This window comes from Spiroplasma endosymbiont of Virgichneumon dumeticola, from assembly GCF_964264745.1.
Taxonomy (GTDB): Bacteria; Bacillota_I; Bacilli_A; order Mycoplasmatales; family VBWQ01; genus Spiroplasma_E.
In genome coordinates this window covers 1372221-1384727 of the sequence record NZ_OZ183478.1, presented here as the reverse complement: position 1 = coordinate 1384727, position 12507 = coordinate 1372221, and the positions used below count along the sequence as shown (strand labels likewise).

The window sequence follows — 12507 nt, the reverse complement described above, 5'->3', positions numbered from 1 at the left end:
GTACTATTTAAATTTTATCACATAAATGCTGAGAAAATCCTATCTACGGACTTCTCCCCACATTTTTAAATTAAACATAGCATTACAGTTTCAAAACTAGGTATGTTATTGAATTTATATGCAGCTTCTTTTGCATATAAATGAATATGATGTTTTGCAACTTTGATATGTGTTTTAAATGTTCTTCGTATATGTTTTCATACTGACTCAATTTGGTTGGTATTTACACCAGTTTTTGAAACATAGCCATCTTGATGGTTAACTGTTTCATGCTTAGTGAAAACCGATTTCAAATCGCGATATCCTTTTCAAGAATCAGTATGTACATCACACTTTGAAGAAATGTGGTTTATTGCAAACTGCAAAAAATTTTTACTGTTTGCGTTTTTCAATACTTTCACAATCAAGGTTTTGTTCAACAAGAATCTTCCTTGTTTTTTAAACCCATATGTGAAAGATACATTTCATCCATTTGCACTATGCCCTCAACAATGAATTGAGGTTCTTGTTTAGCAATGGCACTTCGGATTTTATGACCCATTCTTCAAGCTGTTTTCAAGGTCACTCCCAATTCTTTTGCAACATCAGTTGATGGAATTCCATGTTTGGTGTTTATTCATCTAAAGATGAGATAAAACCAAGATATTAAAGGTGTTTGTGACTTTGAAAATATAGTGCCCGTGAGAATACTGAATGTTTTATGACATTTCAAACATCTCATTTTTCTTAAATTAGAAGTATTCAAATTAAAACTAGAACACCTAATACATTTGCTTTGTTTCAAACTTGCTATATATGCAAGACATTGTTTTTCAGTTTGAAAAGTATTATTGAACTCATTCAATTTCATTGTTTCCTCCACAAGTACATGTGGGGAGAAGTCCGTTCATTTAAATAAGACTGAAGCCACTTTTTAGATACTCAGTGAAATTGACCCATTATTCCTCTTTTTACTATTGCTCAGAAACTTTCAATTGTATTTGTATGAACCCCATCATGAGAAAGAAAATCACTTTTTATGGTTAACTTGTTCATGTGGCAAAATTTTGCTCATTTTAGAATAACCACGGATATTCATCAGCAAAAAGAAACAAAAGTTATATTTCTTCTAAACAATCTGATGAAGGCAGATTGTTTAGAAGAAGATGATACAAAATTAATAGAATCAACTAACAGTGAAGTAGAAAAATATTCTATCCAAAATCAACCCCTGTCCGCACAACTTCTATGTTTAATTAAAAAACTATTTAAATAAACTACCAACTTATAAGTTGGTAGTTTATTTTATTATTTCTTGGTATTTTATTTTATTATTTCATGAAAATAACCTTAAATTTACTATCTAAAAATATTTTTATTTTTTTCTAATTTACTATTCCCTTCACTACTATACTATGCTATACTTACAAAGCATGGTTGTTATGTATCAATGCTGATACGCTGATATCAGTTGTCATTATATCACATGTTTTGTTCTTTATTTTATTAAATCGTTCTAAGGAGGATATAGCCAATGGCAATCATAGGAGACAAAGTAAAAATTCGTTTAGAAAGTTACGATCACTCAGCACTTGACCAAATAGCACAAAAAATCAAAGAAGTGTTAAAAAAAGAAGGCGCTGCAGTAGTAGGGCCAGTTCCATTACCAACTAGCAAAGAAATTTTCACAATTCTTCGTTCACCACATAAACATAAAGATTCACGTGAACAATTTGAGAAGAGAACTCACAAAAGAATGATTGGTGCCCAATTGTCACCAAAATCTTTAAATGCACTAAGTGGAATCACAATCCCTAATAGTGTAAGTATCTCTTTGATTATCGAATCTAAAGATGAAAAAAAATCAACTTTAAGCCAAGCACCAAAAAAAGTTAATAAGAAAAAAGCGTAAATTCAAAAGATTTACGTTATTCCATAGGAGGAAATTATGAAAGGAATCTTAGGTAAGAAGCTAGGAATGTCACAAGTTTTCTTAAACAACGGACAACTAGTTCCAGTAACAGTTATTCAAGTACAACCAAACGTAGTAAGTCAAGTTAAAACAGATGTCAAAGATAAATACAACAGTTTACAACTTGCAGCATTTGACCTTCGTGTTACTTTATCAAATCAACCAGAAATCGGACACTTTAAAAAGGCCGACAGCCAACCTAAGCGCTTCGTGAGAGAAATTCGTAACATGGTCGGATTTAATCATAAAGATCTTATTAGCGTTGCCGACGTCTTCACTGCCGGTGAATTCGTTGATGTTCAAGGAACTTCTAAAGGTAAAGGATTCTCAGGACGTATTAAACGCCATAACCAATCACGTGGTCCAATGGGACACGGATCTGGTTTACACCGTCAAATGGGTTCTACAGGATCAATTAATTCTAACCGCGTGTTCAAATCACAACCAATGCCAGGGCAAATGGGAAATGTTACACGTAGTGTTGCCAATTTAGAAGTTATTAAAGTGGATAGAGAAAATAATTATATTTTAGTTAAAGGTTCAGTTCCAGGGCCAAAACTAGGATTCCTTGTTATTAAACAAGCAGTTAAAAAATCAGTTCCCAAAACCCCAGTAGAATTAGTTGTTAGAAATCAAGAATCAACAGTTAATCCTGCAGATGGACAATAAAGTTAATTATGGAGGATAGCAAAATGAAAATTAATGTTGTTAACAACGCTGGAACAAAAGTTAGCGAATTAACTTTAAATGAAAAAATTTGAGGAATTGAACCACACAAGCAAGCACAATTTGATAGCTTACTAAGTTACAATGCTGCTAAACGTCAAGGAACAAACGCTGTAAAAAGCCGTGCCGAAGTTGCTGGTGGAGGAAGAAAACCATGAAAACAAAAAGGAACAGGTAATGCCCGTCAAGGCTCAATCCGTTCACCACAATGAAAAGGTGGAGGAATTGTCTTTGGACCAACCCCTGATCGTAATTACCTAATTGGTTTACCAAAAAAAGTAAGAAGATTAGCCCTAAAGTCAGCGCTAGCTGCTAAGTTTCAAAATTCAAACATGATGGTAATCGATGATTTAAAATTTGAAAAACCATCAACTAAAACTATGTTAGAAACTTTAACAAACTTAGAATTAGCAAATAACAAAACTTTAATTATTACTGGAACAAGCAATAAAGAGTTAGTTATCAAATCAGGTCGCAATTTACCTAGAACAACAACAATTGCTGCGACAAGCATTAATATTTACGATTTATTAAACGCTAAAAAAGTATTATTTACTACTGAAGCAATCAAAATCGTTGAGGAGGCTTTAATTTAATATGCATTTAAGTGAAGTTATAAAACAACCGATATTAACTGAAAAAACTTACAAACAAATGGCTGAAGGCACATATACTTTCACTGTTAACCGTAAGGCTAATAAAAGTCACATTAAAAAAGCTTTCGAACAAATTTTTGAAGTTAAAGTAGCAGATGTTAATATTATTAATAGTAAACCAAAAACAAAAACTGTTGGACGATTCGTTGGAAAAACGCAAGCAGTTAAAAAAGCTCTGATTAAATTAGCTCCTGGTGAACAACTAAGTCTGTTTAGTTCTGAAGAACAATAATGAGCTTGGAAGGAGAAATATATTATGGCAATTAGAAAAATTAATCCCATTACCCCAGGTCAACGTAATATGACAGTACTTGACTATAAAAAAAACTTAACTATTGATAATAGTCCTGAAAAATCATTATTGGTAAATTTAGTTAAACAAGGTGGTCGAAACAACCAAGGTAAAATTACAACAAGACACCAAGGTAATGGACATAAACGTAAATACCGTATTATTGATTTTAAACGTAATAAAGATAATATTGTTGGAACAGTTAAAACAATCGAATACGATCCAAACCGTAATGCTAACATTTGTTTAATTTCTTACCTTGATGGTGAAAAACGTTACATCTTAGCTCCAAAAGGAATTAAAGTAGACGACAAAATATTAAGTGGTGAAAATAGTGATGTTGTTAAAATCGATATCATCATTGGAAACTGTCTACCATTATTACAAATTCCGCAAGGAACTGTTGTTCACAATGTGGAATTAAAACCAGGAAAAGGTGGACAAATGGCACGTAGTGCTGGTGGAAGCGTTCAAATCCTTGGTCGTGATGAAAGCGCTAAATATACTTTATTAAAACTTGGTTCAGGCGAAGTTAGAAAAGTATTAAGTAACTGCCGTGCAACTATTGGTGTTGTTGGTAATGAAGACTTTAACTTAGTTAAAATTGGTAAAGCCGGAAGAAACCGTTGAAAAGGTATCAGACCAACTGTTCGTGGTAGTGTTATGAATCCTAATGACCACCCACATGGAGGAGGAGAAGGTAAAGCTCCAATCGGAAGAAAAGCTCCTGTCACACCATGAGGTAAAAAAGCATTAGGATTAAAAACTCGTGACGCTAAAAAAGCATCAAATAAATTAATCGTCCGAAGACGAAATGCAACAAAGTAGGAGGGAAATAAAACATGGCAAGATCTTTAAAAAAAGGGCCCTTTGCAGATAGCCATCTATTGAAAAAAGTGGAAGTCCAAAATAAAAATAAATCAAAAAAAATTATTACAACATGATCTCGTAGATCGACAATTTTCCCTGAATTTGTTGGCCAAACCTTCGGAGTACACAATGGAAAAACTCACTTACCGGTCTATGTAACAGAAGATATGGTTGGTCATAAATTAGGAGAATTTGCACCCACACGTAAATTTGGTGGTCACGGTTCTGACAAGAAAAAACGTTAGGAGATAGAACTTATGGAAGCAAAAGCTCATTTAAACAAATTACGCATTAGTCCCAGAAAAGTGCGTTTAGTAGCTGATTTAGTTCGTGGTAATGCCGTTGTTAAAGCTCTAGTAATTTTAGCTCACGAACAAAAACGCTCAGCAAAACCAATTACTAAACTAATCAACTCAGCTGTGGCAAACGCAGCCAACAATCATGGAATGGAAGCCGACAAACTAAGAATTAAAGAAATCTTTGTTAATGAAGGTCCAACTATGAAAAGATTTATGCCCCGTGCTCATGGTCGAGCATTTCAAATCTTAAAAAGAACAAGCAAAATCACTATTGTGGTTAGCGATAACTAGGAGGTAAAAAAGCAATATGGGTCACAAAGTTAGTCCAAACGGATTAAGATATGGTATTAACAAAGATTGACAATCACGTTGGTATGCAACTAATGATGAAGATTTAGCAAAATGAATTTTAGAAGACCATAAGATTAGAGTAGCATTATTTGCTCACTTAACAACTTCAGGAGTTTCTAAAATTGAAATCGAAAGAACTAAATCACAAATTACCTTATTTATCTACTGTGTTCGTGTTGGTTCAGTCTTAGGGCAAGGCGGAGCAAACATTGAAGTGTTAACAACACTTGTTCGCAAAACAATTAAAAACCGTAAGATTGGTATTAGAATCAATGTTATGGAAATTAAAAACCCCGATATCGATGCACAAATTATTGCTAATACATTAGCACAACAAATTAGTGCTCGTATGTCACACCGTACAACACAAAAATTAGCAATTCGTAAAGCACTTCGCGCTGGAGCAAAAGGAATCAAAACTCGTGTTTCAGGAAGACTTGGCGAAGCTGATATGGCTCGTGAAGAAGGTTATTCAGAAAGCAGTGTTCCACTAGCAACATTACGTAGTAATATTGACTATGCTACTGCTACTGCTAAAACAACTTTCGGTCAAATTGGAATTAAAGTTTGAGTATACAAAGGTGAAATCCTTACTGGAAAAGATACAACACAACCAGAAATTCTTTCAAAATACAACCAAAGACCAAATAACAACAGACGTTCAAATAGTAACCGTTCAAACGATAACAATCGTTCAAACACTACTAACAATCGTCCCCAAACAACTAAGGAGGTAAGGTAAGAAATGGCTATTCCTAAAAGATATAAACACTCTTGCGTTCACCGTCTAAGTTACGAGGGAACAGCAAAAAGATGTAAAACCGTTGATTTTGGAACTTATGGATTACGTGCTGAAGATGGTTCTTACATTACTGAAAGACAAATCGAAGCAGCCAGAATTGCGATGACACGTTATATGAAACGTGGTGGAAAAGTTTGAATTAGAATTTTCCCACAATTACCAATTACACGTAAACCAGCAGAAGTACGTATGGGTTCTGGAAAAGGGTCAATCGACCATTGAGTGGCCGTTGTAAAAAAAGGCACAGTAATGTTCGAAGTATCATATCCAAACGAAGCAACTGCTCGCGAAGCACTTCGTCTAGCAATGCACAAGTTGCCAATTAAATGTAAAATCGTTACTAGAGAAGTAACGCAAGAAATAAATCCTGTTAATCAATTAACAACAGAATTGGGTGAAGCAAATGGAAATGCAAGTAATTAAAAATAAGCCAACTTTAGAATTACAACAAGACGAAGAAACACTTCGTGCACAATTGTTTGCTTTACGTATTCAAAAAGCGTTAGGTAAACTAGAAGCGCCACACATGATTAATAATCTTCGTAAGGACATTGCACGTATTAAAACTGAATTAAGTTTACGTTCTTTAAATGGCGAAACCATAAAACCATTAAATATTAACAAAATGGTTTTAGTAGAAGATAAAAAAGAAATTAAAAAAACAAAAAAAACTGCTAAAATTGAAAAAAAAGCAACTAAAGCAGAAACTACTAAATCAACAAAGCCTGTTGAAGTCATAGTAACAAAAGAAGTAACTGAAAAAGCAAAACCTGCTGTTAAAAAAGTTGCTACTGATAAAAAAACAACAAAACCAAAAACTACAGCAACTAAAGTATCATCATCTAAAAAAACTACTAAACCACAGGAGGACAAAGCATAATGACAAATATTGTTCCAAACAAACAACGTAAAACCTTCATTGGAATCGTAAGTTCAAACAAAAGTGATAAAACTATCACTGTTGTTGTTGAAACTTCAAAACGCCACCCAATGTACGGAAAAAGTTTTAAATCAACTAAAAAATATCATGCCCATGATGAAAATAACCAAGCCCAAATCGGTGATAAAGTTGAAATCATTTCAACTCGTCCCTTATCAGCTCTAAAACGTTTCCGTTTGTTAAAAATCATTGATTCTAAAACAATCGTTAAAAAAGCTTAATTAAACCAGGAGGATAAAATATATGTTACAAAATCTATCGTGAGCCAATGTGGCTGACAACACTGGTATTAAAGAAGTTATGGTAATTAGAGTAATGGGTGGCAGTACCAAAAAATTCGCTAAGATTGGTGATATTGTCGTATGTTCGGCAAAATCAGTAACACCAAATAGTGCTATCAAAAAAGGGCAAGTTATTAAAGCAGTTGTTGTGCGTAGTAAATTCGGTGTGAAACGTGATGATGGTTCAGTTGTAAAATTTGATGATAATGCCGTTGTAATTATTAAAGAAGATAAAACACCACGTGGTACGAGAGTATTTGGTGTTTTAGCTCGTGAAGTTAAAGATCGTGGTTATAACAAAATCGCTTCTTTAGCAGAAGAAATTGTTTAGGAGGATTGAGTAAATGGCAAGCAAAAAGAAACCAGTTATTAGTCTTGATACTAAATTAAAAAAAGGCGACCAAGTTAAAATTATTGCTGGAAAACATAAAGGTCATACTGGTCCTATTATGCAAGTACTTCGTGAAACTAACCGCGTTATTATTGAAGGAATCATGTCTAAGAAAAATAAAAAGCCAACTCAAAATGATCAAGAAGGTGGAATTGTGGAAGTTAAAGCTAGCATTCACATTTCAAACGTTATGATCCTTGAAGGAAAAACAAAAGACAAAAAAACAACAAAAATTGGGTACATCATTAAAGATAATAAAAAAATTCGTGTCTCACGACGTTCTAATGCAGAACTACGCTAATAAAGGAGTAACAGAATAAAAATGAATCGTTTACAAGAAAAATACAATAAAACTATTATTCCGCAACTGCAAAAAGAACTAAATTTTAAATCAATCATGCAAGTACCTAAAGTTGAAAAAATTGTTATTAACATTGGTGTCGGAGATGCAAGTGCAAATCCCAAAGCCATTGATAAAGCAGTAGCAGAATTATCAAAAATTACTGGTCAAAAACCAGTAGTTACGAAAGCCAAAAAATCAATTGCTGGTTTTAAGTTAAGAGCAGGAATGCCAATCGGATGTAAAGTTACATTACGAGGACAAAAAATGTATGAATTCCTTGACAAATTTATCTCAATTTCTTTACCAAGAATTCGTGATTTCCAAGGTTTATCAACAAAAGCTTTTGACCAAAATGGTAACTACACTGTTGGAATTAAAGAACAAATTATTTTCCCAGAAATTAACTACGAAGAAGTAGATAAAGTTCGCGGCATGGAAATAACAATTGTTACAACAACCCCTGACAATTCAACAGCATTTATGTTATTGAAAAAAATGGGATTACCATTTAAAAAATCAGGAAAGCAGGAGGGATAACAAATGGCAAAGACTTCATTAAAAATAAGACAAGCCCGTAAACCAAAGTTTAGTACTCAAGCATACACACGTTGTCAAAAATGTGGCCGTCCACATGCAGTTATCCGTAAGTTTATGTTATGCCGTATTTGCTTTCGTGGTTTAGCATACCAAGGACAAATCCCTGGTATTAGAAAAGCATCATGATAGGAGGTATATAATTATGATGACAGATCCAATAAGTAATATGCTTACCGTTATTCGTAACGCTATTAGCGCCCCAGATAGTAGTAAACACAGAGTAGTTAGTGTACCTTCTTCAAAAGAGTTAGTTAAAATTGCTGAAATCTTAATGAAAAATGGTTACATTGAAAAATATCGTATCACTGAAGAAGTAGCAAAGAAGCCAAAATTAGAAATGTTACTAATACATACTGGTAAAAGTTCAATTCTTGGATTAAAAAGGGTTTCAAAACCAGGATTAAGAATGTATACAAAACATAAAGAACTTCCTACTGTTTTAAATGGTTACGGAATCGCAATCATTTCCACATCAAAAGGTCTTATGACAAATAAACAAGCAAAAAAACTTGGCCTTGGTGGCGAAGTAATTGCTTATGTATGATAAGGAGTAACCTCATATGTCACGTATCGGTAACCGAGTTCTTACAATCCCGGAAAATACTTCTATCATTCTTGATACAAACAATTTTCTAACTATCACAGGACCAAAAGGTTCTTTAAACAAAACTTTACCAAAAAATATTAATATTAACTTTGATAAAGAAAAAAACGTCATCATAACAACAAGACCTGATGATAAGAAACAAAACAAGCAACTTCATGGAACAACTAACTCACTAATTAACGGAATGTTAATTGGAGTATCAAAAGGTTTCATGAAAGAATTAGAAATTAATGGTGTTGGATACCGTGCTGCAGTTCAAGGCAACATTCTGAACTTAAACTTAGGTTTTTCGCATCCAGTTAAATTCGAAATTCCATTAGGAATTACAATCGTAGCTCCTAAACCAACTATTCTCCAAATTAACGGAATTGATAAACAACTAGTTGGTGAAGTTGCAGCTCAAATTCGTGCATACCGTACTCCTGAGCCGTACAAAGGTAAGGGAATTAAGTATAAAACCGAACACATTCGTCGTAAGGAAGGAAAAGCTGCTGGTAAGGGTAAATAACCTAATACTTGCACTTAAGGAGAAACAAAAATGACTAAAAATAAATCAGACAAACGTCAAACTCGTCACTTTCGTATCCGTGCTAAAATCAAAGGAACAAGCGAAAGACCACGTTTAAATATTTTTAAATCTAATAATAGTTTTTATGCTCAAATTATTGACGATACTGCTGCTAACACAATTATTGGAGTATCAACATTAACTTTTAAAGATTTAGAATCAAAAAGCAATATGGCAGCTGCCGTTAAACTTGGTGAAACTATTGCCACATTAGCAATCAAGAAAAAAATTAAAAAAGTAGTTTTTGATCGTGGTGGATATTTATATCATGGTAAAGTGAAAGCAATCGCTGATGCAGCACGTAGTGCTGGATTAGAATTCTAATGAAGGAGAACTAAAGTATGAGTCTAGACAATAAAACAACAACTAAAAAAGATGATACAGTAAACTCGGAAGTTAAAGTAGAAGCTAAAACAGCGACTGATAATAAATTCAAAAGAAACGATTCATCACAACCAAATAGAAATAACCGCGATAACAAAGAGCGTGGTTCACGTAAAAGTTTCGAAAGAAAGCCGAAGCCTGTTAGTGAATTTACGGAAAAAGTTATCTGAATCAGAAAAATTAACAAAGTAACTACTGGTGGCAGAAGATTACGTTTCTCAGCAACAGTTGCCATTGGTAATGGTAAAGGTGTCGTTGGTTTAGGAATATCTAAAGCCAATGAAGTTCCTGATGCTATTAAGAAAGCCATTGAAGCTGCTCACAAAAACTTAACAACTATTACCATCACTGCTAACAATAATTCTATTGTCCATGAAGTAACAGGAAAATACTGTGGAAGTCAAATTCTACTAAAACCTGCGAAAGAAGGGATTGGAATTAAGGCTGGTGGCGCTGCCCGTGATATTTTAGAATTAGCTGGTATCCACAACATTTATTCCAAAGCATTTCGTTCAAAGAATAAAATTAACTTATCAAGAGCTACGATTGATGGTCTTGCTGCTGTTAAACCAGCAGCATATTTTGCCAAAAATAACGATAAAAAAACCACTATTGCTAAGCGCACTAACGGTTAGAGGTGAACTATGGAAACAACATTACATAACTTAAAACCAACCACTGGTTCACGTAAAGACATCAAACGTCTTGGGCGTGGAATTTCTTCTGGAAAAGGTAAAACTGCTGGAAAAGGAACAAAAGGACAAAACGCTCGTACCGGTGGTGGAACAAGACCTGGTTTTGAAGGTGGACAAACACCTTTATATCGTCGTGTTTCAAAACGTGGATTTACTAACTTTACAACAACTAATTATAGTATTGTTAACTTAGAACAAATTAACCTAATTGAAACCACTGATATTACACCTGAAGTTTTATTTGCATTAAAATTAATTAGAAATAAAAAAGATGGTATTAAAGTACTTGCTAAAGGAAAATTAACAAGTGCTAAAACTATTAAAGCGCATAAATTTTCAAAATCAGCTGTTGCTGCTATTGAACAAGTCGGAGGAAAAGCTGAGGTGATCTAAGTGTTTACAACAACTCGTGAATTAATAAAAAAGTATAAAGAAGTTATTATTAGAATTTTATTTACCATTTTTATTTTATTCATCTTTCGTGTTGGAGCATTTATAACCGTTCCGGGAGTGATTCTAAACCAAGATTTAAACAATAGTAATAGTAGTGGAATAGAATTCTTTAATCTAATTTCAATGTTAGGTGGAGGTGCCATTAGTAGATTTTCAATCTTCGCACTTGGTGTCTCACCTTACATTACTGCTTCTATTATTGTGCAGTTATTATCAACTGATGTTGTACCAACTTTAACGAGATGAGCGAAATCAGGAGAAAAAGGTAAGAAAAAACTAGAATTAATGAACCGAGTATTAACAGTACCATTTGCGATCATGCAAGGGTTTGCTACTATTTTAGGTTTACAATCACAGCATATTATTTCTGTTGATTGAAGTGATGGTGCTAGCGCTGCTGGACCTGCCACATTTTATTACGTGTTAATTCCTGCTATTTTATTAGCTGGAACTATGTTATCATTATGAATGGCCGACCAGATTACTAACCGTGGAATTGGTAACGGAATTTCATTAATTATTTTTGGTGGAATTGCTGCTAATTTACCATTTAACTTAGCGTCAACATTTAAATATTGAGTAGGGCCAGATACTAATAATGGTGTTGTCTTCCAAGGTGCATTAAAATTTGCCTTGTACTTCGCAGCCTTCTTATTAATTATCCTTGTCGTTGTTTTCTTTAATGAATCAGAACGACACCTACCAATTCAACAAACCGGAAGTGGGTTAACCCTTAAGGGTGATAAGACTTCTTATTTGCCCTTAAAAGTTAACTCGGCAGGAGTTATTCCTGTCATCTTCTCCTCGGCCTTAATTACTGCCCCCATGACTGTGGCTCAAATTTTAAGCCCAACGAGCGGATTTGCGATTTTTTCTAAGAATTATTTATCGCTACAGTCGTGACCAGGAATTTCTATCTTCGCCATAATGAACATTATGTTTACATTTTTATATGCCCAAGTGCAAATAAATCCCGAACAAATGGCGAAAAACTTTCAGAAATCAGGAACGTATATCCCTGGTGTTAAACCAGGGAAAGAAACAGAAGTGTATATTAAAAGAATGTTAAATCGTTTAAGTACGGTTGGTGCTTTCTTCTTAACTGCTGTTGCTGTGACACCATTCTTAATTTCTAAGTTTACTAACCTTTCTTCTTCACTTGCTGTCGGGGGAACAGGTTTAATTATTATGGTAGGAGTGGCACTTGATACCACAAAACAAATTAAAGGACGAATTACCCAACATTCATTCTTAAATTATAAAGATAACAAAAATGCCAAAGAGCATTTGTGAGCTTAAAC

At 33.8% G+C, this 12507-nt stretch carries 22 protein-coding genes and 1 pseudogene; 21 read left to right on the top strand and 2 right to left on the bottom strand.

The genetic code is table 4. From position 1 onward, the window contains the following. Window positions 1–65 precede the first annotated feature (65 nt). Both ACFEL4_RS08885 and ACFEL4_RS08880 read right to left on the bottom strand, forming a co-directional pair. A complete protein-coding gene (locus tag ACFEL4_RS08885; protein WP_375317444.1) occupies window positions 66–419 on the bottom strand; it encodes a transposase in 354 nt (117 codons plus the stop codon). Then, window positions 350–850 (bottom strand): hypothetical protein, encoded by a 501-nt coding sequence (locus tag ACFEL4_RS08880; protein ID WP_375317443.1) that lies wholly within the window; start codon window positions 848–850, stop codon window positions 350–352. The genes ACFEL4_RS08885 and ACFEL4_RS08880 overlap by 70 nt, the downstream gene beginning before the upstream one ends. Window positions 851–1513: 663 nt before the next feature. Here ACFEL4_RS08880 and rpsJ point away from each other — a divergent pair. The 21 genes and pseudogenes from rpsJ to secY all read left to right on the top strand — a co-directional run. Further along, window positions 1514–1816 (top strand): annotated as a pseudogene (gene rpsJ / locus ACFEL4_RS08875) (30S ribosomal protein S10); the annotation flags it as partial. 111 nt (window positions 1817–1927) lie between these two features. Continuing rightward, window positions 1928–2620 carry a 50S ribosomal protein L3 gene (gene rplC / locus ACFEL4_RS08870; protein ID WP_375317442.1) on the top strand — a complete coding sequence of 231 codons (693 nt, stop codon included), beginning with the start codon at window positions 1928–1930 and terminating at the stop codon, window positions 2618–2620. Between the two features lie 23 nt (window positions 2621–2643). Continuing rightward, window positions 2644–3273 (top strand): 50S ribosomal protein L4, encoded by a 630-nt coding sequence (gene rplD, locus ACFEL4_RS08865; RefSeq protein WP_375317441.1) that lies wholly within the window; start codon window positions 2644–2646, stop codon window positions 3271–3273. 1 nt (window position 3274) lies between these two features. After that, window positions 3275–3565, top strand: a complete 291-nt coding sequence (rplW, locus tag ACFEL4_RS08860; RefSeq protein ID WP_308149542.1) for a 50S ribosomal protein L23 — start codon at window positions 3275–3277, stop codon at window positions 3563–3565. A gap of 24 nt (window positions 3566–3589) precedes the next feature. Continuing rightward, complete coding sequence (rplB, locus tag ACFEL4_RS08855) at window positions 3590–4453, top strand: 50S ribosomal protein L2 (RefSeq protein WP_375317440.1); 864 nt, start codon at window positions 3590–3592, stop codon at window positions 4451–4453. Window positions 4454–4467: 14 nt separating this feature from the next. Next, on the top strand, window positions 4468–4740 hold the full coding sequence (gene rpsS, locus ACFEL4_RS08850) for a 30S ribosomal protein S19 (RefSeq protein WP_308149540.1): 273 nt from the start codon (window positions 4468–4470) through the stop codon (window positions 4738–4740). Between the two features lie 12 nt (window positions 4741–4752). Further along, window positions 4753–5085, top strand: coding sequence for a 50S ribosomal protein L22 (rplV, locus tag ACFEL4_RS08845; protein ID WP_375317439.1), 333 nt, complete (start codon window positions 4753–4755; stop codon window positions 5083–5085). Window positions 5086–5101: 16 nt separating this feature from the next. After that, a complete protein-coding gene (gene rpsC / locus ACFEL4_RS08840) occupies window positions 5102–5887 on the top strand; it encodes a 30S ribosomal protein S3 (RefSeq protein WP_375317438.1) in 786 nt (261 codons plus the stop codon). A 3-nt stretch (window positions 5888–5890) separates the two neighbouring features. Continuing rightward, on the top strand, window positions 5891–6370 hold the full coding sequence (gene rplP / locus ACFEL4_RS08835) for a 50S ribosomal protein L16 (RefSeq protein ID WP_375317437.1): 480 nt from the start codon (window positions 5891–5893) through the stop codon (window positions 6368–6370). Then, entirely contained in the window at window positions 6357–6827 is a 471-nt protein-coding gene (gene rpmC / locus ACFEL4_RS08830) for a 50S ribosomal protein L29 (RefSeq protein WP_375317436.1), read from the top strand. Before rplP ends, rpmC begins: the two co-directional genes overlap by 14 nt. 8 nt (window positions 6828–6835) lie before the next feature. Beyond that, window positions 6836–7108, top strand: a complete 273-nt coding sequence (gene rpsQ / locus ACFEL4_RS08825; protein ID WP_374047453.1) for a 30S ribosomal protein S17 — start codon at window positions 6836–6838, stop codon at window positions 7106–7108. A gap of 22 nt (window positions 7109–7130) precedes the next feature. Further along, a complete protein-coding gene (gene rplN, locus ACFEL4_RS08820; protein ID WP_342276314.1) occupies window positions 7131–7499 on the top strand; it encodes a 50S ribosomal protein L14 in 369 nt (122 codons plus the stop codon). A gap of 13 nt (window positions 7500–7512) precedes the next feature. After that, the gene (gene rplX, locus ACFEL4_RS08815; RefSeq protein ID WP_308149533.1) at window positions 7513–7860 is read left to right on the top strand and encodes a 50S ribosomal protein L24; all 348 of its coding nucleotides are present in this window, start codon (window positions 7513–7515) and stop codon (window positions 7858–7860) included. Between the two features lie 21 nt (window positions 7861–7881). Continuing rightward, the gene (gene rplE, locus ACFEL4_RS08810; RefSeq protein ID WP_375317435.1) at window positions 7882–8439 is read left to right on the top strand and encodes a 50S ribosomal protein L5; all 558 of its coding nucleotides are present in this window, start codon (window positions 7882–7884) and stop codon (window positions 8437–8439) included. A gap of 3 nt (window positions 8440–8442) precedes the next feature. Further along, on the top strand, window positions 8443–8628 hold the full coding sequence (locus tag ACFEL4_RS08805; protein WP_308149531.1) for a type Z 30S ribosomal protein S14: 186 nt from the start codon (window positions 8443–8445) through the stop codon (window positions 8626–8628). A 10-nt stretch (window positions 8629–8638) separates the two neighbouring features. Next, window positions 8639–9046, top strand: coding sequence for a 30S ribosomal protein S8 (gene rpsH / locus ACFEL4_RS08800; RefSeq protein WP_375318379.1), 408 nt, complete (start codon window positions 8639–8641; stop codon window positions 9044–9046). 13 nt (window positions 9047–9059) lie between these two features. Beyond that, a complete protein-coding gene (rplF, locus tag ACFEL4_RS08795) occupies window positions 9060–9614 on the top strand; it encodes a 50S ribosomal protein L6 (RefSeq protein ID WP_375317434.1) in 555 nt (184 codons plus the stop codon). Window positions 9615–9644: 30 nt separating this feature from the next. Next, window positions 9645–9998, top strand: a complete 354-nt coding sequence (gene rplR, locus ACFEL4_RS08790) for a 50S ribosomal protein L18 (RefSeq protein WP_308149529.1) — start codon at window positions 9645–9647, stop codon at window positions 9996–9998. 17 nt (window positions 9999–10015) lie between these two features. Then, window positions 10016–10693, top strand: a complete 678-nt coding sequence (gene rpsE / locus ACFEL4_RS08785; RefSeq protein WP_375317433.1) for a 30S ribosomal protein S5 — start codon at window positions 10016–10018, stop codon at window positions 10691–10693. Between the two features lie 9 nt (window positions 10694–10702). Further along, entirely contained in the window at window positions 10703–11146 is a 444-nt protein-coding gene (rplO, locus tag ACFEL4_RS08780; RefSeq protein ID WP_308149528.1) for a 50S ribosomal protein L15, read from the top strand. After that, window positions 11147–12505 (top strand): preprotein translocase subunit SecY, encoded by a 1359-nt coding sequence (secY, locus tag ACFEL4_RS08775; protein ID WP_375317432.1) that lies wholly within the window; start codon window positions 11147–11149, stop codon window positions 12503–12505. The last annotated feature ends 2 nt before the right edge of the window (window positions 12506–12507 follow it).